Annotated in this window: 12 protein-coding genes; 6 read left to right on the top strand and 6 right to left on the bottom strand. The window is 73.2% G+C overall.

All coding sequences use genetic code 11. The features are described 5' to 3' along the window. Window position 1: 1 nt before the first annotated feature. Together ACWGJB_RS05910 and ACWGJB_RS05905 are read right to left on the bottom strand one after the other, a co-directional pair. Window positions 2-436: a roadblock/LC7 domain-containing protein gene (locus ACWGJB_RS05910; RefSeq protein WP_453379000.1), complete on the bottom strand. Its 435-nt coding sequence runs from the start codon at window positions 434-436 to the stop codon at window positions 2-4. Next, window positions 433-3267: a nitrate- and nitrite sensing domain-containing protein gene (locus ACWGJB_RS05905; protein WP_453378999.1), complete on the bottom strand. Its 2835-nt coding sequence runs from the start codon at window positions 3265-3267 to the stop codon at window positions 433-435. The genes ACWGJB_RS05910 and ACWGJB_RS05905 overlap by 4 nt, the downstream gene beginning before the upstream one ends. Window positions 3268-3703: 436 nt before the next feature. Between ACWGJB_RS05905 and ACWGJB_RS05900 the strand changes: the two genes are divergently transcribed. Next, window positions 3704-4252, top strand: a complete 549-nt coding sequence (locus ACWGJB_RS05900; RefSeq protein WP_453378998.1) for a hypothetical protein — start codon at window positions 3704-3706, stop codon at window positions 4250-4252. A gap of 54 nt (window positions 4253-4306) precedes the next feature. On the opposite strand, the gene ACWGJB_RS05895 is transcribed toward ACWGJB_RS05900, so the two are convergent. The 4 genes from ACWGJB_RS05895 to ACWGJB_RS05880 form a co-directional block, all read right to left on the bottom strand. After that, window positions 4307-8902 carry a hypothetical protein gene (locus tag ACWGJB_RS05895; RefSeq protein WP_453378997.1) on the bottom strand — a complete coding sequence of 1532 codons (4596 nt, stop codon included), beginning with the start codon at window positions 8900-8902 and terminating at the stop codon, window positions 4307-4309. Window positions 8903-8948: 46 nt separating this feature from the next. Next, the gene (locus ACWGJB_RS05890) at window positions 8949-9812 is read right to left on the bottom strand and encodes a hypothetical protein (RefSeq protein WP_453378996.1); all 864 of its coding nucleotides are present in this window, start codon (window positions 9810-9812) and stop codon (window positions 8949-8951) included. Between the two features lie 103 nt (window positions 9813-9915). Next, window positions 9916-11442, bottom strand: coding sequence for a hypothetical protein (locus ACWGJB_RS05885; protein WP_453378995.1), 1527 nt, complete (start codon window positions 11440-11442; stop codon window positions 9916-9918). Window positions 11443-11592: 150 nt separating this feature from the next. Further along, entirely contained in the window at window positions 11593-12294 is a 702-nt protein-coding gene (locus tag ACWGJB_RS05880) for a GntR family transcriptional regulator (protein WP_453378994.1), read from the bottom strand. Window positions 12295-12445: 151 nt separating this feature from the next. On the opposite strand from ACWGJB_RS05880, the gene ACWGJB_RS05875 reads away from it, so the two are divergent. The 5 genes from ACWGJB_RS05875 (at window position 12446) to ACWGJB_RS05855 (ending at window position 16949) form a co-directional block, all read left to right on the top strand. Further along, the gene (locus ACWGJB_RS05875) at window positions 12446-13765 is read left to right on the top strand and encodes an MFS transporter (RefSeq protein ID WP_453378993.1); all 1320 of its coding nucleotides are present in this window, start codon (window positions 12446-12448) and stop codon (window positions 13763-13765) included. After that, on the top strand, window positions 13762-14583 hold the full coding sequence (locus tag ACWGJB_RS05870; protein WP_453378992.1) for a putative hydro-lyase: 822 nt from the start codon (window positions 13762-13764) through the stop codon (window positions 14581-14583). Before ACWGJB_RS05875 ends, ACWGJB_RS05870 begins: the two co-directional genes overlap by 4 nt. A 19-nt stretch (window positions 14584-14602) precedes the next feature. After that, window positions 14603-15361: a LamB/YcsF family protein gene (locus tag ACWGJB_RS05865; protein WP_453378991.1), complete on the top strand. Its 759-nt coding sequence runs from the start codon at window positions 14603-14605 to the stop codon at window positions 15359-15361. A gap of 104 nt (window positions 15362-15465) precedes the next feature. Next, the gene (locus ACWGJB_RS05860) at window positions 15466-16083 is read left to right on the top strand and encodes a 5-oxoprolinase subunit B family protein (protein ID WP_453378990.1); all 618 of its coding nucleotides are present in this window, start codon (window positions 15466-15468) and stop codon (window positions 16081-16083) included. Beyond that, entirely contained in the window at window positions 16080-16949 is an 870-nt protein-coding gene (locus ACWGJB_RS05855) for a 5-oxoprolinase subunit C family protein (protein WP_453378989.1), read from the top strand. Before ACWGJB_RS05860 ends, ACWGJB_RS05855 begins: the two co-directional genes overlap by 4 nt. Window positions 16950-16960: the final 11 nt, after the last annotated feature.

The raw sequence follows: 16960 nt of genomic DNA, 5'->3' as shown, positions 1-16960 counted from the left end.
ACTACCCGCCCGAGGGCAGATCGGTGCGCGGAGCGGCCACCAGATGTGCGCCGACCCGCTTGACCAGGAGTGTCATCTCGTACGCGACCTGGCCGACGTCGGAGTCGGCGTCGGACAGGACGGCCAGGCAGCTGCCGTCGCCTGCCGCCGTGACGAACAGGAAGGCGTCGTCGAGCTCGACGACGGTCTGCCGGACGCTGCCCGCCTCGAAGTGGCGCCCCACGCCCTTGGCGAGGCTGTGGAAGCCGGAGGCCACGGCCGCCAGGTGCTCGCCGTCCTCTCTGGTGAGGTCCTTGGAGACACCGGTGGCCAGGCCGTCGCCGGAGAGCACGACGGCCTTGCGGATGCTGGCGACCCGGTCGACCAGGTCGTCAAGGAGCCAGTTCAGCTCGCCCCTGTTCGTCGCCGTGTGGCCGGTCGCCTTCGGATCGGTCATCGACCGTCCCCCTTAGTCGTTCCTTGTGCTGTGCCGTCCCCGGACCCGTCGCCCGCGGTGTTCTCCGCCCGGCCCCGCTGCCAGCCGCGCTGGAGCGAGGCCATGCGGCTGCGGACCTCGTCGGCGTCGCGCTCGACGGGTTCCGGCTCGTGCCCGGCGGGTCGGGCGGGGTCCTGTCGCAGCTGTGGGGCCAGGTTGGCCTGCCGTACCCGCCGGGGCAGCGGCCGGGTGCCGGGTGCGGCCTCCGGGGGTGTGCTGCCGAGGGGCGGGACGGAGTCGTCGGTGCCGCTGCCGGAGGTGATCGCGGAGCGGCGGGTGCGCCGGGGCAGCGCGGGGGGCCCGGCGGGTTCCGCCGGGCCGGCCGCCTCGGGCGCCGTGCGTGGCTCGTCGCGGTCGGCCGGGCCGCCGGTGCGCTGCGGGGACGGCTCGGTGCGGCGGCGGGAGGGCAGCGGGGCGAGTCCGCCCGGTTCGGGCCGGCCCGCGTCCGCCGGGTCCCGGTCGTCCGGTCCGGCGCGACGGGAGCGCTGCTCGGTGACGGGCCTGCCGTGCGAGCTGACCAGCTTGGGCGTACTCCGTCGGGGCAGCGGCACCGGGCCGCCGGACCGCTCGTCGCGGAAGCCGTCCGCGGCGTCCGGGGCGGGCTGATGCAGCTCACTCACGACGGGCGCGGTGTCGTCGTCGGCGCGGGCGAGGGATCGGCGGGGGCGGAACAGACCGCCGCGCTCGCTGTCCTCCTCGGTGAGGGCGCCCGGGAAGTCGTCCAGGGCGTCCAGGTCGACGGGTGCCTCCAGCTCGACCGGTCCGCCCAGGAGCGCGGTCGGCAGGCCGGGGCGCTGCGCCGACACCTGGGCGAGGGTGGCGGCGCGGCTCGCCTCGGGTCCGGTCTCCGAGGCGGTCCGGGGGCGGTCGAGGCGGAAGCCGACCCCGTTGGTGTCGGGGATGTCGTCGGTCAGCAGTACGTCGGGGATGAAGACGACGGCGGTAGTGCCTCCGTAGGGGGACGGCTGGAGGGAGACGCGGACGTTCTGGCGCTGGGCGAGGCGGCTGACCACGAACAGGCCGAGCCGGTCGGTGTCGGAGAGCTCGAACTCGGGGGTCTCGGCGAGCCGCAGGTTGGCGTCGAGGAGCGCCTCGGCCGCCATGCCGAGCCCCCGGTCGTGGATCTCCAGGGTGAAGCCGTTGGCGACACGCTCGCCGAGGACCTGGACGGCGGTGTGCGGCGGCGAGAACACCGTGGAGTTCTCGAGGAGTTCGGCCACGAGGTGGGTGAGGTCGGCGACGGCGGGGCCGGTGACGGCGACCCGGGGCAGCCGGCGGACCTCGATGCGCTCGTAGTCCTCCACCTCGGCCACGGCGGCACGCACCACGTCCATCAGCTGGACGGGGCGGCGCCACTGCCGCGAGGGGGCAGCGCCGGAGAGGATCACCAGGCCCTCGGCGTGCCGGCGCATGCGGGTGGTGAGGTGGTCGAGGCGGAAGAGGTCGGCGAGTTCGTCGGTGTCCTCGGTCCTGCGCTCCATGGTATCGAGCAGGGTGAGCTGCTTGTGCAGCAGTACCTGGCTGCGGCGGGCGAGGTTGACGAAGACCTCGGAGACACCGGAGCGCAGTTCGGCCTGCTTCACGGCGGCTTCCACGGCGGCGCGCTGCAGGGTGTTGAGGGCCTGACCCACCTCGCCGATCTCGTTCTTGTCGTACTCCAGGCGCGGGACCTCGGTCTCCACGTCGACCTGTTCGCCCGCGGACAGCCGGCGCATCACGCTCGGCAGCCGGACCCCGGAGGCCTCGTGCGCCTCCTGGCGCAGCAGCCGCAGATCGCGGATGAGGCTTCGGCCGACCCGGACCGACACGATCAGCGAGAAGAGCACGGCGACCAGGCCGAGGACACCGACTACGGCCGCCTGGACGATCACGCTGACGGCGACCGGCCGGATGCGGTTCTGGTAACGGTCACCGACTTGGTCGTCGAGGGTGCGCAGTTCGTCGAGCACATTGTCGGCGGCGGTGTCCCAGCTCTTGGCGCCGACGTCGTTCGGCACACCGGATCCGGCGTCGATCACGGACTGTTCCGCGGTCCGCAGCGGGGCGGTCGTGGCGTTCTTCCAGAAGCGGTCGAAGCGGTCGCGTTCCGACGACGGCAAGAGCGGCAGGCTGATGTCGTACAGAAGGGTGCGCTGGGCGACGAGGTCGGAGATCTCCCGGGTCTCGGCGCGGGAGATCTTCCCGACCACGAGGGCGGAGCCGAGCAGGGCGTCCTCGCGGGAGAGGAGTTCGCGGGCGCGGGTGATGTTGATGAGCGCGCGGGCCTGCTTGTCCATCTCGACGTCGTCGATCCCGCCGAGGGAGGCGAGCAGCGTGTAGCAGGGGTCGACCACGCGGTTGTAGAGGTCGAGGGCCTGGGCGCGGCTGACGGTGCCCTGTTCGACGCTGTGGCGCAGGGCGTCGATGCCCTCGAACGCGTCGAGCACGGCGGTGAGGCGTTCGGCGTCGTCCGCGCTCATACCGTCGCGGGCGCTCTGCTTCCCGGCGTTCTTCCGCAGTTCGGCGACGGCGCTGTCGGTGGCGGCGCGGGTGCGGTGCAGGGCGGCGAGCGCGTCGGCGGCACGCGGGTCGGCGAGATAGACGAGGGTCTGCCGGCGTTCCTGCTGGAGGACCCGGGCGGTGTCCTCGGTGGGGTAGCCGATGTCCTCGACGATGTTCGACACCTGGAACAGCTGGGTGACCTCGCGCCCCGTGAGCACGGCCGCGAAGCCCCAGACAGCCGTCAGGGACACCAGCGGCACGAGAAGCAGCGCCACGATCTTCCGGCGGATCGTCTTCCCGCGAAAGCGCATGGCCTCCCCCAGCTCGACCCCCGCCGGCCGGGGGTACACATGTACGTCAACAAACGGCGCGAGCCTACTACCGCCACATGGATAACTCGAAGACGCGTCCGGACGATGAACTTCCGTCTCGGTGCCGAGACATGGGGAACGGACAGGGAGAGATGTCCGGGCATTGCGGGAGATTGCCACCGCGATCGCGCCGACTTCGCGTGTGTCGGGGCGGGAACGACACGAAGGATCAGTTGGCCGGAAATTTTCACTGGTTGGGAATCATCAGGCGAGTTTGTTCGTCCTTGTTGATGGGCGATGGGTGCGAAATCGGCCACAGGAGCCGTATCTCGCATCCGGGCGGCGTAAAACATCGCAAGCCGGGCAGCCACTGGGGAGCCGGGGTCGTCGGACACCGGTGCGAGGGGGTCTGTCGGCGGTGGGGAGTGACACCTTGATGGGGACGGCTCAGCGGCGCTTGGCGCCCAAGGACGGCACGGCGGCACGCTCGGCGGTGCGTCCGGTGCCCGAGGCGCCGGACGGTGGCCTTTCGCCACGCAGCGGCGACGAGGAGCTCTCCGCGGCGCGGTCGCGCCCACAACAGCAGGCACAGTACCGGCCGTTGTGGGTCGAGGAGCCCGCCAAGCGGTACCGGATGCCGGATCCGGTGCGTACGTCGGCCGTGCGGGCGCTGATCATCATCGCCGTCACGCTGATCCAGGCCATGGTGGCGTTCTTCTGCACGATGGCGGAGTCGTGGCTGGCGTTCCCGATGGTGATCAGCAGCGTGGCAAGCACGGTGGTGGCCACCTGGGGCGCGGTGGACGTCCTGGTGACCCGTCAGGTGTGGAACCAGCGCAACGGCGTGGTCTCGGAGCCGAGCAGCACGGCACGCTCGCTCCGCCGCGAGCGACGCGCGGCCCGGCGGCGACAGCGGGCCGCCGAGCGCGAACAGGAGCGGATACGGCGGCGCGGCGGCAACACCGGGCAGCTGTCCCACCCCTGAGACCGGCACCACCGTTGGGGGACGGCGCTTCAGGTTGACGGCCTCTCGAACACTTCAGGCCGACGGCCTCTTGAACATGCGGGTCGCCGTGATCTCGCTGTGCCCGGCCTCCCCCGCCTGCGGCTGCTGCGGCAACCCGGGGCGCAGGTGCTCCTCCACACTGATGTACTTCAGCCCGGCCCTGAGGTCGGCGTCGTTCCGCAACCGGATGACCAGCGGGAACTCGGCCAGCGCGGTGGTGTCGAACAGCCCGGTCGTGTAGAGCAGCTGCACGCCCAACGCGTCCGACACGGCTCGCTGCAGCTCCAGCAGATAGGTCGCGTTGGCCCGCCCGATGGGATTGTCGAGGAACAGCGTCCCGGCGTGCCGGTGCTTGTCGCGCCCGCGGTCGTTGGACCTGAGCGCGGCCATGGTGCAGTACAGGGCGATGGCCGCGGTGAGCAGCTGCCCACCGGAGAACACGTCCCCCATCTGCCCCACCGGCACCCGCTCCGCGCGCAGCACGGCGTCCGGCTTGAGGATCTCGACGGCGACCCCCTTAGGCAGCAGGGCCGCCCCGACCCCCCTCAGCAACAGGGACATCCCGTCCCGCCGCAGGTCGGAGTTCTTCTTCACGGCGGCCCGGGTCGCCTCGTCGACGACCTCGCCGAGCCGCTCGGTGAGCGTGGCCTGGTCGGGCTCCTCGAAGCGGATCCGGAGGAACTCCTGCCCGGACCACTCACCGAGCCCCTCGGGCAGCCGGGACAGCCGCTGGGCGGACCGCAGGGTCGCGAGGGCCGACTCGACGAGCCCGCGCAGCCGGTCCACGATCGAATCGCGGTTGCGCTCCAGCTGGGCCAACTCATCGGTCAGCACCCGCAGTCGGGGCGCGAATGCGTCCGCCCACTTCTGGGCGTGCTCGGGCAGCGCGGAGGCGGGCAGTTCACGGATCTGCTGCCGTGCGGGTGTCCGGACCGCTTCGTACCGCGTGGAGTTGGCGTGTCGTACGAGCACATCGCTCGCCTCGCGCACGGCGGACTCGGCGGCGGAGAGATCACCGGCGCAGCCGCGCAGCGACCGGCGGGCCTCGGCGGCGGACTGCCGGGCCTCCTCCAGGGTGCCGGGGTAGGGCTCGGGCTCCTCCTGCTCCTCCTCGGTGACGTGTTCGCGCAGCAGGTCGCGGAGCATGGCGGCGATCTCGTCGAAGCCGCCGGCCGCGTCCTCGGCCGCGCGGTGGGCGTCCAGCAGTTCGGCGTGTGCCTCGCGGGCCTGGGTCAGGGCCTCGGTGCGGGTGGCGAGTTCGGCGGTCGCGGTACGCAGCAGGGCCTGCGCGTGCTCGGCGTCGCGCGGCTGGAGCTCCTGGGGCAGCTCGGTGTGCGCCTCGCCGTCCTCGGGGGCGTTCCGTTCGGCCTCGCCGCGCAGCCGTCCGAGCTGCTCGCTCGCGGTGGACATCCGGGTCTCCAGGAGCTGCACCAGCTCCTCCGCGCGGGCGGCGGCGGCCTGCCTGGACGGCCCGTCGGAGCCGTCGGGCGACTGCAGCAGCTGCTCCGCGCGGGTGCGGACCTTGTTGGTCAGCCGTTCCAGCTCCGCGAGCGCGGCGCTCTCGTCGCTCTCCGAACGGGCCTGCTCGGCACGGAGGTCGGCGCCGACGCCGACCTTCTCGTACACCTGTGAGGCGGCCCGGTAGGCCTCCCGGAGGGCGGGCAGCGAGGACTTGGGCAGGTCCTCGTCGGCTTCCGGTACGTCGTCGGGGGCGCCGGCGATCTCGGCACGCTCGGCGCGCAGCGCGCGGGCGGTGCGGCGGGCGTCGTCGGCGGCGCGCTGGGCGCCGCGCCGGTCCTCGTCGGCGACACGGGCGCGCTCCAGGCAGGACTGGGCGCGGGCCTCCGACTCGGTGGCCTCGTCGGCGAGTTCCCGCAGCTTGACCTGCCAGCCGGCCCGCTCGCGCAGCCGGAACGCGAGGCCGGCGAGGGCGTCGGCGGCGCGCCGGGCCTTCTGCGCGGCCTCCTGCCGTTCGTCGCGCACCTGGGCGGTCTCGGCGGCCGTCTCCTCGGTCTCGGCCCGCACCGTCCGTGCCTCGGCCAGTTCGGCCTCTGACTCCTCGGCGAACGCGCGGGCCTCCCGCGCGGCCTGGGCCAGTTCCACGAGCCGCCCGGCCGGGCAGCCGGTGCGCCAGGAGGCGAGCCGCGCGGCCAGCTCGCGGTCCTTGCCGAGCCTGGCGGCGAGGCCGCGGATCTCCTCGTCCCGCTCGGTGGCCCTGGCGCGCAGCGCCTGCCGCTCCTCGTCGGCGGCGTGCTCGTCGTGCATGGCCGGGTTCGGCGGTACGAGGAACACGTCGGCCGGGGTGGCGTCGGCGGCCGGGGTCGGCGCGAGCAGGGCGGCGGCCGTGCCGACGGCGACGGCGGAGCGCGGCAGCAGGGCGGCCTCGCCGAGCGCCTCGCGGGCCCGCGCGTGGGTGTCCGGGTCGGTGATGATGACGCCGTCGACGAGTTCGGGGCGGGCGGCGAGCACGCGCGCGTGGTCCGTCGGGTCGACCGCCTGGGCGAGATAGCGCCAGCCGGGCAGCGCCGGGATGCCGTGCTCGCCGAGGTACTCGACGGTGGCCAGCACGTCGGGACCGGGCGGGAGCAGCCCGCCGTCGCCGAGGGCGCCGAGGATCCGGGAGTCGTCGGCGGCCGCGGTACGCAGTTCGAACAGATGCCGTTCGGCGGAGCCGACAGCGTCGTCGAGCAACTCGCGCAACTCGTCGGCGAACCGGTCGAGTTCCTCGGCGCCGAGAGCCTCGTCGGCGCCCTCGCCCCGCGGCCGGGGAATGGTCGTACGGGAACCGGTGAGACCCAGCAGTTCGGTGAGCCGTTCCTCCGCCGCCAGGGCCTCTGCCAGGCGCTTCTCGGCGTCGTAGGTCCGCTCGGCGGCCGTCGCGGCGTCTGCCGCGCGGGCGGCCGTCAGTTCGGCGCGGGACTCGGCGGAGGCCGCCTCGCGCGCGTGCTCGGATGCCTTGCGGGAGGCCTCGCGTGCGGTGTCCCAGGCGGCCACGGCCGTCTTCTCGGCGTCGCTGGCCGCGAGGGCGGCGCGGGCCGGGTCGGCGTCCGGGGCGCTGTCGTCGAGCCAGCCCGCGCGGACGGCTTCGGCGGTCTCCTGCTCGACCTCGCTGAGGCGCTGGCGCAGATGCCCGACCTCGCTGCGGGCCCGCTGTGCCTCGGTGGCGGCGGAGGTTGAGTCCCGGTGGGCACAGTCGCTGACCTCCTGGAGGGCGGCGGACCGCTCCTCCTCCTCGTTGGCGAGGTGCTCCGCGCTCCCGGCGGCCGTGTGGAGGGCCCGTACGAGTTCGACGGCGGCCTTGGCGCGGGCGGCGAGCGCGGGGGCCGCGTCCCGCTCGGCCTCCTGGATGACGGCGGCCACGCGCGCGACGCGGTCGGCGGCGGCGCGGTGGCGCAGCACGGCCTCGGCGGCCTGCCAGGCCGAGTGCAGGGTGCGGGCCTCGGCCAGCTCGCGCTTCTGCGCGGCGGCGGACTTCTCACCGGCGGCCAGTGCCAGCGAGGCGTGCCGGTAGGCGAGTTCGGCGGCGATCAGCGCGCTGCGCTCGCGGGCGCCCTCGGAGTGCGTGACGGCGTACGCCGCGGCCGTGACGCGCTGGGCGAGGTCCGCGGCGCGCATCTGCTCCTGCGCGCCCCGTGCGGACAACCGGCGCGCGAGCGTGCGGGTACGGCGTTCCGCGCCGGCGTGGATGTCACGCGCGCGTGCCCGCGCCTCGGCCGCCTCGACGATCCGCCCCAGCAGATCCACCGACCCCGCGGTGAAGTCCCGTTCGGCGATCAGCTCGGCGCGGCGACCCAGCTTGTTGCCGAAGCCGCCGACCAGGTCGGCGAGCCCGTCGGTGTCCCGGGTGTCGGTCACGGCCCGCAGCAGCAGGTCGGTGAAGTCGGAGTCCTTCTTGACCGCGAAGAGGCCGGCGGCCTCGCCCTCGTCGGCGTTCATCTCCCTCTGGTAGCGGAAGAGTTCGGGGTCGAGGCCGAGGTCGCCGAGGTGCTCGATCCAGCGGTCGTGGATCTCCTCCCAGTGCACCTCCAGATGCGGGTACGCCTTGCCCGCCTCGGTGATGGCGTCCCGGAAGCCCTTCATGGTGCGCCGCCGCCCCTGCGCCCCGGAGGTGCCCTCCACGGGCGGTCGTACGGCGGTGGACTCGGCGACCGGCAGGTTGTCCAGGGAGAGCCCGGGCCCGGGCCGGAACGAGTACCAGGCCTCGGCGAACTTCCGCGGGTCGTTGGAGACCTGCCGTCCCCGCCACTCGCTCACCTTGCCCACGACCACGCACTCACCGGTGAGCGTGTGCTGCCACTCCAGGGCGACGTGCCCGCAGTCGTCGGCGAGCAGGAACTTGCGCAGCACGCCCGAGCTGGCGCCGCCGAGGGTGTTGCGGTGGCCCGGCAGCATCACCGAGAAGATCAGCTTGAGCAGCACCGACTTGCCGCCGCCGTTCTCCAGGAAGAGGACGCCGGCGGGCGCGGGGCGGCGCGGCGGGCCGACCGGCTCCTCCTCGAAGAACTCCGCCTGGGTGGGGGCCGGGTCGGGCACGGGCCGGCCGACGCCCCGCAGGTCCAGCACGGTGTCGGCGTAGCGCGCACCGGCGGGCCCGATGGAGTAGAGGCGGACCCGGGACAGCTCGTACATGGCGGACTCTCGTAAGTCTGGGGAAAGGTGCGGTGGTTCTGGACGGTCAGGAGTGGAACGGCAGCCCGGCGTCGGCGACCAGGTCGTCGCTGTCGTCGGCGGGCAGCAGGCTGGCCGTGCCGTCGGTGACCGGGACGACGCCGAGTTCCAGCAGTTCGGCCATGGCGGCGCTGCCGGCCATGTCCCGTACCTGGAGCTGGTAGCGGGCCGTCGTGCGGTAGGTGCCGCCCTGGTCGTCGCCGGTGCGCTGGAGGAACCCCGAGTCGGTGAGGAAGACGACCGCCTTGCCGATGATGCCCGTGGTGGATCCGGCCAGCCGACGGGCGTCCTTGGTGGCGCCGGTCGCGCTGCGTCTGGCCCAGATCCGCCAGGCGGCCTCCAGGCCCGGCGCGTCGGTGGCCGGGTCGGTGTTCTCCCCCAGCTCGTCGGCCCGCTCCTCCAGTCGGCGGCAGGCCTGCCGGACGAAGGCGTCGACGCCGTTGACCGTGATCCGCCCGATGTAGCCGTCGTCGGCCAGGTCCTCGGGGCGCGGGAACGCCAGCGCGGCGACGGCGAGGTGCGCGAGCCCGTGCAGGAACCGGTCGCTTCCGTCCGCGGACGTACGACGCGCGTAGTCGCCCATGCGAACGGCGAACACCGAGTCCTCGGCGGCGGTCACGGCCATCCCGGCGCGGGGCGACACCTCCAGCACCACCAGCCCGAGCCCGGCTGCCACGGCGTCCGCGAGCCGCGCGAACGCCGGGTCCTCCCGGTAGCGCCGCAGCAGCTCGGTGTACTCCTGGTCACGCGCGGGCTGCAGCTTGGGCTGCAGCCCGAAGGCGACGAGCCGAGCCGCGTCGGCGGCGTCGGCCGGGGTGACGGCAGCGTGCGCCGACCCGGCAGACACCTCGGCCTCGACGTACTCGTTCACGACGAAAACTCCTTGGTGCTGAGAACAGAGGGATGGGCAACCCCCTCAGGGGCGCGGGGAACTGCGCGATCGGCCCCCACCGACCCGCACCCGGCACACGACATCACGCGGCCTCTGTCCGGTCCGCGGCCATCCCCACCGCGTCCAGCAAAGCGGTCCCCACGATCAGATCCGCCCCGCCGAACTCCGGATCGTCCAGCTCCGTGCCGTCGTCCACCGCGAACAGCAGCTTCTCCTCACCCTGCCGGTAGGCCGTACCGACAGCCGGACTGGCCGCGTGCACCGCCAGCAGGGCGACCAGGTAGGGCAGCTCGGGGTCCCGCTTGCGTGCCTCCGCCAGCAACCCCGACAACCGCCGAGGCGCGTCCGCCGGAAGGTCCAGCAATCGCATGGCGTCCGCCAGCTGCTCCTCGCTGAACCGGCTGTCGTCCGGCGTGGCGATCAGGTCCGGCTCCGGCATCTCCGCGCCCAGATGCTCCCGCTCCACGGGCGGCGTCAGCAGTATCTCGACGAGATCGCCCACCCGCACCGACACCGGCGTCCGCAGCCCGGTCCCGCGCGCGAAGAACGCCCCGGTGACCCGGCTCGCCTGCTCCAGCGGCAACGGCAGCAGCGGCGCGACGAGATGCCCGTAGAGGTCCGTACCGGAGGTCGTCATCGGCGTCGCGAACGCCTGCCGGTCCTGCTCCGCGCGGAACAGCGGGCCAGCCTCCAGCAGACGGGACTGCAACTGCGTGTGGCGTCGGATGCAGTCCTTGACGATGTCGACGAGCTCCGCGGCGCGCCGCTTGTTCTCCGGGTCCTCGGTCTCGTCGCGGGCCTTGCGGATGTTGGTGAGGATCGCGTTCTCGTGCCGGTAGCGGTCGGCGACGTGGTCCAGGGCCTCGGCGATCATGTCGGGGACGGCGTTGAGCCAGTCCACCGCGCGGACATTGCGCCGGGTGGCGTCCAGGGCGCGGCGCAGGGTCTCCGAGTACTGCACGGTCCGGTAGCGGGCCTGCTCGGCGGCGAGCTGGGCGTCGGCGAGGCGGCCGCGGTTGATCAGCACCTCCAGCTTGACCTCGGCGGCGATCTGGGCGCTGGTGACGTCCGTGTCGAGGGCTCCGACCAGGACGTTGACCGCCTCGTCGGTCGTGCGGAGGTACACCGTGCCGCCGGGGCCCGGCACTTCCTCGATCAGCTTGAAGTCGTAGTCCCGGCGGACATACGACCCGTCGGGCGCGAAGGTGCCGTACACCGCGCGGAAGCCGCGGTCGACGCTGCCGACGTTGATCAGGTTCTCCAGGACCCAGCGGGCCACTCGCTCGTGCTCGGCGACGGGGCGGTGCGGCGTCTGGGCGGAGATGCGCGGGATCAGCCGGGCGACGATCTGCTCGTGGTCGGCACCGGTGTCGAAGTCCATGTTCAGGGTGACCAGGTCGATGGCGGAGAGCGCCACCTCCGCCATGCCGTACACGGAGTACTCGCCCGCGAGGTTCGCCTTGCGCGTGTCCAGGTCGTGCAGCGGCGCGGTGCAGGCGAGCGCGCGCAGCCGCCGCGCCAGCCCCTCGTCGGCGGCCGGGCCCGGTGCGGGGCGCGGCCCCGCGCTGAGCTGGGGCGGAACGCTGTCCGTCGTCGCAGGCGAAGTCACGGTGCACAGACTAGGTCCTTGGTCTGACAACGACCCAAACGACGCGGGTGGCTCCGCCGGTGGGGCCGGGTGACTGCAGGTGGTTCGTCAGCGTGCGGGCCGGTGGGGGCTTGTCGCGCAGTTCCCCGCGCCCCTACGGGGCGATCAGCCTTACGGAGTCAGGTCCTCACCGACTCTGCGTCGGTATACCTCCACCACTCGCTCCAGTGAATCAGTGAGGTACGTCTCCAGCAGCCGCTCCGCACCGCGCCTGTCGCCTGCCTCCAGGGACTGCAGGATCTCCCGGTTCCGGGCCAGGTACGGCTCGTGCAGGGCGTGCGGGTCGTCGACGATGTGGAACGCGAGGCGGAGTTCGGCGAAGACGCTGCGCATCAGTTCGTCGGTGCGTTCACTGCCGGCCAGGGCGACCAGTTCCCGGTGGAAGTGGATATTGGCCGTACCCACTGCTTTCCAGTCATTTCCGGCCGCCGCCTGCCGGCCCTCCGTGACCGCCGCCGAGAGTCCGTCCAGGGCGTACGGGGGCTCGCCGAGGCCGCGTACGACGGCGCATTCGACCAAGGACCGGGTGCGGTAGATGTCCTCGACGTCCTCGACGGTCAGGACCCGGACGAAGACGCCCCGGTTGAGTTCGTGGACCAGCAGGCGTTCGTGGGTGAGCAGCCGGAACGCCTCGCGCAGGGTGTTGCGGGAGACACCCAGCGCACCGCCGATGCCGTCCTCCGACAGGCGGGTGCCTGGCGAAAAATAACCGTCCGCGATACGGCTCCTGAGGATGTCGGAGACCCGTTCGGCGGTGCTGGTGCGCCCGAGGAGGGCACGGTCGTCGGCCAGTCCCGTCAGCTGCTCTGCCATGCCCGGAATTCAACCGCAGACACAGGAACGAAACAACACGGGTATTGAAGGATCGTTGAACGATCCTCTACGGTGCTCAGCACGCTCACCTTGGCACGGCACCGCACGGCTCAGTCCCCGCACCCTTCGTCCCCTCTTCTGCGAGGTGCCCATGAGCACGACTCCTCCACCGCAGGCCCTGACCTCCGACGCGTACCCGGGCAAGGGCGAACGCACCGCCGAGGACGGCGCGTTCGGCTGGCTGCGCGCCCTCGGTCCGCGAGGCCGGCAGGCGTTCGCCGGCGCTTTCGGCGGATACGCCCTGGATTCGTACGACTACTTCACCCTGCCGCTGAGCATGGTCGCGCTCGCGGCGTACTTCGGCCTGGACAGCGGCCAGACCGGCCTGTTCACCACCGTCACCCTGGTGGTCTCCGCGGTCGGCGGCGCCGCGGCGGGCGTGGTCGCGGACCGGGTCGGCCGGGTCCGCGCCCTGATGATCACGGTCATCACCTACGCCGTCTTCACGGTGGCCTGCGGCTTCGCACCCAACTACGAGACGCTGCTGGTGTTCCGGGCCCTCCAGGGCCTCGGCTTCGGCGGCGAGTGGGCGGTCGGCGCGATCCTGGTCGCCGAGTACGCGACCGCCCGGCACCGCGGCCGCACGCTCGGCGCGATCCAGAGCTCGTGGGCCGTCGGCTGGGCGCTCGCCGTGATCGTCTACACGCTGGTCTTCTCGTTCGTCGGCGACGACATGGCCTGGCGAGTCATGTTCTGGACCGGCGCGCTGCCCGCGCTGCTCGTGGTGTGGCTGCGCCGCCGCGTGCACGACGCCCCGCAGGCGGTCGCGGTCCGCGAACAGAGCCCTGGGCGCGGCTCGTTCGCCGCGATCTTCCGTCCGGGTACCGCCGAGTCGCCGGGTCTGCTGCGCACCACGGTCTACGCGGGCCTGCTCTCCACGGGTGTCCAGGGCGGGTACTACACGCTGGCGACCTGGGTCCCGACGTATCTCAAGACCGAGCGCGGTCTGTCGGTCGTCGGTACCGGCGGGTATCTGACCTTCCTGATCTCGGGAGCCTTCCTCGGCTATCTGACCGGCGGTTACCTCACCGACCGGCTGGGCCGGCGCCGCAACATCTGGCTGTTCGCGCTGCTGTCGGCGGTCTGTGTGCTGGCGTACGCGAACATCCCGGACAGCGCCAACACCACGCTCCTGGTGCTCGGTTTCCCGCTCGGCTTCTGCATGTCGGCGATCTTCAGCGGCTTCGGTTCCTACCTGAGCGAGCTGTACCCGACGGCGGTGCGCGGCACCGGGCAGGGCTTCACGTACAACGCGGGCCGCGCGGTGGGCGCCGTCTTCCCGACCCTGGTGGGCTTCCTGGCCGACAGCTGGGGCGTGGGCGGCGCGCTGGTCTTCGGCGCGGCCGGGTACGGGCTCGCCGCACTGGCCCTGTTCGGACTGCCGGAGACGCGCGGGAAGGAACTGACGTGAACCGTACGGAAGACCGTCCTGTCATCCTCGTCGACGAGCACGCGCACGCGTGGAGCCCGAGAACCGCCCGGGCCCGCTTCCGGGAGGGCCTCACGGGCGCCACGGCCGGGGTCGCGGCCGGCCACACCCAGGCCAACCTGATCTCGGTGCCCGCCGACTGGGCGTACGAGATGCTGCTGTTCTGCCAGCGCAACCCCAAGCCCTGTCCGGTGCTCGACGTCACCGACGCCGGCGCCACGGCCACCGTGCTCGCGGACGACGCGGACCTGCGCACCGACCTGCCGCGCTACCGGGTGTGGCGGGACGGCGAGTTGGTGGACGAGCCGACGGACGCGAAAGCCTACTGGCGGGACGATCTGGTGTCGTTCCTGATCGGGTGCAGTTTCACGTTCGAGTGGGCGCTGGCCGAGGCGGGCGTGCCGATCCGCCATGTCGAGCAGGGCCGGAACGTGCCGATGTACGTGACCAGCCGCCCGTGCCGTCCGGCGGGGCGGCTGAGCGGGCCGATGGTGGTGTCGATGCGCCCGGTCCCGCCGGAGCGTCTGTCGGCGGCGATCCGGGAGAGCAGTCGGCTGCCGGCGGTGCACGGCGGCCCCGTGCACTGCGGCGATCCCTCGGCTCTCGGCATCCACGATCTCGGCCGGCCCGACTTCGGCGACCCGGTGGACGCCGGCCCCGACGACATCCCGGTGTTCTGGGCGTGCGGGGTGACCCCGCAGGCGGCGGTGATGGCCTCCAGGCCGCCGTTCGCCATCACGCACGCACCGGGCCAGATGTTCATCAGCGACGCCCGAGACGAGCAGTACCGCGTCGCCTGACACGAGAGACGGCTGATCCATGACCTCGATCGACCTGAACGCCGACCTCGGCGAGGGCTTCGGCCGCTGGCGGCTCACCGACGACGAGCAGTTGCTGTCCGTCGTCACCAGTGCCAACGTGGCCTGCGGCTTCCACGCGGGGGACGCGGCCACCATGCGGCGGGTGTGCGAGCTGGCGGCCGGACGCGGGGTGACGATCGGCGCCCAGGTGTCCTACCGGGACCTGGCGGGGTTCGGGCGGCGCGCGATGGACGTGCCGCCCGCCGAGCTGGCGGCCGAGGTGGCCTACCAGATCGGTGCGCTCGAGGTCTTCGCACGCGCGGCCGGCGCGCGGGTGGCGTACGTGAAGCCGCACGGCGCGCTCTACAACCGGGTCGTGCACGACGGGGAGCAGGCCGCCGCGGTGGTCGACGGCGTGCTCCTCGCGAGCGCTTCACTGCCCGTCCTCGGGCTGCCCGGTTCACGGCTGCTGGAGCTGGCCGGGAAGGCGGGACTGCCCGCCGTCACCGAGGCGTTCGCGGACCGCGCGTACACCGACGAAGGGACGCTCGTCCCGCGCGGGACCGAGGGTGCGGTGGTGAGCGACCCGGAGGCGGTCGTGCAGCGCTCGGTGGAGCTGGCACGCTCCGGAGCGGTCACCGCGCACTCCGGCGCGCGCATCGCCGTGCGCGCCCGCTCGCTCTGCCTGCATGGCGACACCCCGGGCGCCGTGGAGCTGGCACGCAGGGTGCGCACGCGGCTCACGGAGGCGGGCGTGACCGTAACGGCCTTCGCATGAGCAGGAACGCCGACAGGAACGCCGGCATGAACGGGGCCATGAACCCCGGCAGGAACACGGGCCCGGGCCTCGTCCCGAGCCCGAAGCCCGAGACTGCCACGCGCATGACAACCCACCTGGTCGGTGACGACGCCCTCCTGATCGAAGTCGGCTCCGGCGCGGAGGCCCAAGCCCTGCACGCCGAGCTCTCGCGCCGGCGTGCGGAGGGCTCGCTGAGGGTCCGCGAGATCGTGCCGGCCGCCCGCACGGTCCTGCTCGACGGCCTCGACGACCCGGCGCGCTGGGCGGCCGAACTGGCCGCCGCCGAGATCCCGTCCGCTCCCTCAAGCGCGCGTGCGGCCGTCGAACTGCCCGTGCGCTACGACGGCCCGGACCTGGCCGAGGTCGCCGCCCACTGGCGGGTGCCCGAGCGGGAGGTGGCCCGCATCCACGCGGGAACCGAGTTCACGGTCGCCTTCTGCGGCTTCGCGCCCGGCTTCGGCTACCTCACCGGACTCCCCGTCCGCTACGACGTGCCGCGCCGTGCCACCCCGCGCACGGCGGTGCCCGCCGGCGCGGTGGCGCTGGCCGGGCCGTACACGGGCGTGTATCCGCGCGCCTCGCCTGGCGGCTGGCAGTTGATCGGGACGACGGAGGCGGTGCTGTGGGACCACGCGCGCGTGCCGGCCGCGCTGCTGACTCCGGGGACGCGGGTGCGGTTCGTGCCGGTGGGGGGCGTATGACCGACCGTGCGCTCGTCGTCGTACGGGCCGGGGCGCTGACCACTGTGCAGGACCGCGGACGCCCCGGGTACGCACATCTCGGGGTGCCCCGCTCGGGGGCGCTGGACGCGCCCGCCGCGGCGCTCGTCAACCGGCTGGTCGGCAACTCCCCCGATGCGGCCGTTCTGGAGACGACCCTCAACGGGTGTGCCGTGCGACCGCGTTCGGCGGTGGTGGTCGCGGTCGGGGGTGCTCCGGGTCCGGTCTCGGTGGGCGGGCGCCCGGCCGCGTGGGGCGCGCCCGTGGTGGTTCCGGCCGGGGAACTGCTGGAGGTGGGAGCGGCCCGGTCCGGCGTACGGAGTTATGTGGCCGTCTCGGGTGGGATCGCGGTCGAGCCGGTGCTGGGCAGCCGGGCCACGGATCTGCTCTCCGGGCTCGGGCCGGCCCCGCTGGCGGACGGCACGGTGCTCCCGTTGGGCACTCCGGCGGCTCCGCACGCGCGCGTGGACGTCGTACCGCAGCCGTCCCCGCCCACGGAGCTCGTGCTGCGGGTGACGCTCGGTCCGCGCGCCGACTGGTTCACGCCCACGGCCGTCCGGGCGTTCACCTCGCGCGCGTACCGCGTGTCGTCGGCGAGCAACCGCATCGGGCTGCGCACGGAAGGGCCCGCCCTGGAGCGGGCCCGTCCCGGTGAACTCCCCAGCGAGGGCATGGTCCTCGGCGCCGTCCAGGTGCCGCCGGACGGCTGTCCGGTGGTGTTCCTGGCCGACCATCCGACCACCGGCGGCTATCCGGTGATCGCGGTGGTCCGCGCCGCCGACCTCCCGGCCGCGGCCCAGGCGGTCCCCGGCATCCCGGTCCGCTTCGTGGCGGTACGCCGTCGCTGAGCCTCCGTGGC

The organism is Streptomyces sp. NPDC054813 (assembly GCF_053611365.1).
This window is presented reverse-complemented; position numbering and strand designations above follow the sequence as displayed.